At 69.4% G+C, this 409-nt stretch carries 1 protein-coding gene; it reads right to left on the reverse strand.

Annotated features, from left to right (window positions below):
• Positions 1-13 precede the first annotated feature (13 nt).
• On the reverse strand, positions 14-409 hold a 396-nt coding region (locus tag G154_RS00045; RefSeq protein ID WP_353647186.1), incomplete at its 5' end, for a DUF222 domain-containing protein.

Below are 409 nucleotides of genomic sequence, written 5' to 3' on the forward strand. Positions count from 1 at the left end.
GACGGCCAGCGCTTTACGGATGGCCGGGGTGAACAACCGCTGGGCGCGCCCGACATCCAACGGCATTCCCGGTGTGGTCGACGATCACCGAGGTCAGCGTGGCATCGCAGGCAATCAGATCGGCCGTCGCCGCGGAGACCGGGCCACCGAAGCCCAACCGATCCACACCCGCATCACCCACCCCCGGGGCGCCCGGTCGGATGAGGGTGACGTGCGGGAGCACCCCACCGGACATCGGACGCCTCGACTGCGACAGATAGGTGCGCAGCACCTGCCCGATCGCCTCGGCCCGCCGGGTGTTGATCGACCGGGGGTCCGGAGACCCGTCCGGTAGCGGTATCGGTCGGCACAACGGATCCAACGCCGCACACAGCTCTTCCCCGGTCGTCACGTCCAGATCGAGGGTGGC

Origin of the sequence: Mycobacterium sp. VKM Ac-1816D (assembly GCF_000416385.1) — a bacterium.
Lineage (GTDB): Bacteria > Actinomycetota > Actinomycetes > Mycobacteriales > Mycobacteriaceae > Mycobacterium > Mycobacterium neoaurum_A.